The organism is Cupriavidus sp. 05T313 (assembly GCF_056396665.1).
Window position 1 is genome coordinate 1 of record NZ_JBFTLX010000579.1, and the last position, 572, is coordinate 572.

The window sequence follows — 572 nt, forward strand, 5'->3', positions numbered from 1 at the left end:
GGCCCACGCCGGCGAGGGCCCCGGCCCGAGCTTGCGAGGGCTGGGAGCCGGTGGGGAGCAATCGATGGGTGTTATCCGGGTTTCTAGAGGAAGCGGTCCAGGAGGCTGGCCTCTGCCATGCGGCTGAGGCCTTCGCGGACAGTGCGGGCGCGCTGGTCGCCGATCCCGTCGACGGTCATGAGGTCGTCGATGGTGGCGGCCATCAGGAACTGCAGGCCACCGAAATGGTCCACCAGGCGGTCGGCCACGGCCTTGGGAACTGCCTTCAGGCCGGACAGCAGCCGGTAGCCGCGGGGCTGGACCACTGCGTCGAGGTTGGCTTCCCCGCCTGCGAAACCAACGATCGCCGCGATCTTGCCCAGGTCGATCAGTTCCGTGGGGCCAAGGTTGACCAGTTCGTGGACGGCTTTGTCGATGTCATCCGCGGAGGCGTTGGGGCTGGCGTAGTCGCGGATGATCACGTCGCTGCCGGGACCCCTTCCCACGGTGAGTTCGTCGAGCTGGAGGGAGAGGAGCCGGCCGTCCTCGCCCAGTTCCAGGACATACTGTGAAATTTCAGTATGTCCTGGAAC

General features: G+C 66.4%; 1 protein-coding gene. It reads right to left on the reverse strand.

Going from position 1 to position 572, the window contains the following annotated elements:
• Positions 1–83: 83 nt before the first annotated feature.
• A partial coding sequence (locus AC1DKD_RS41840) for a helix-hairpin-helix domain-containing protein (protein ID WP_477144809.1) occupies positions 84–572 on the reverse strand: 489 nt, incomplete at its 5' end.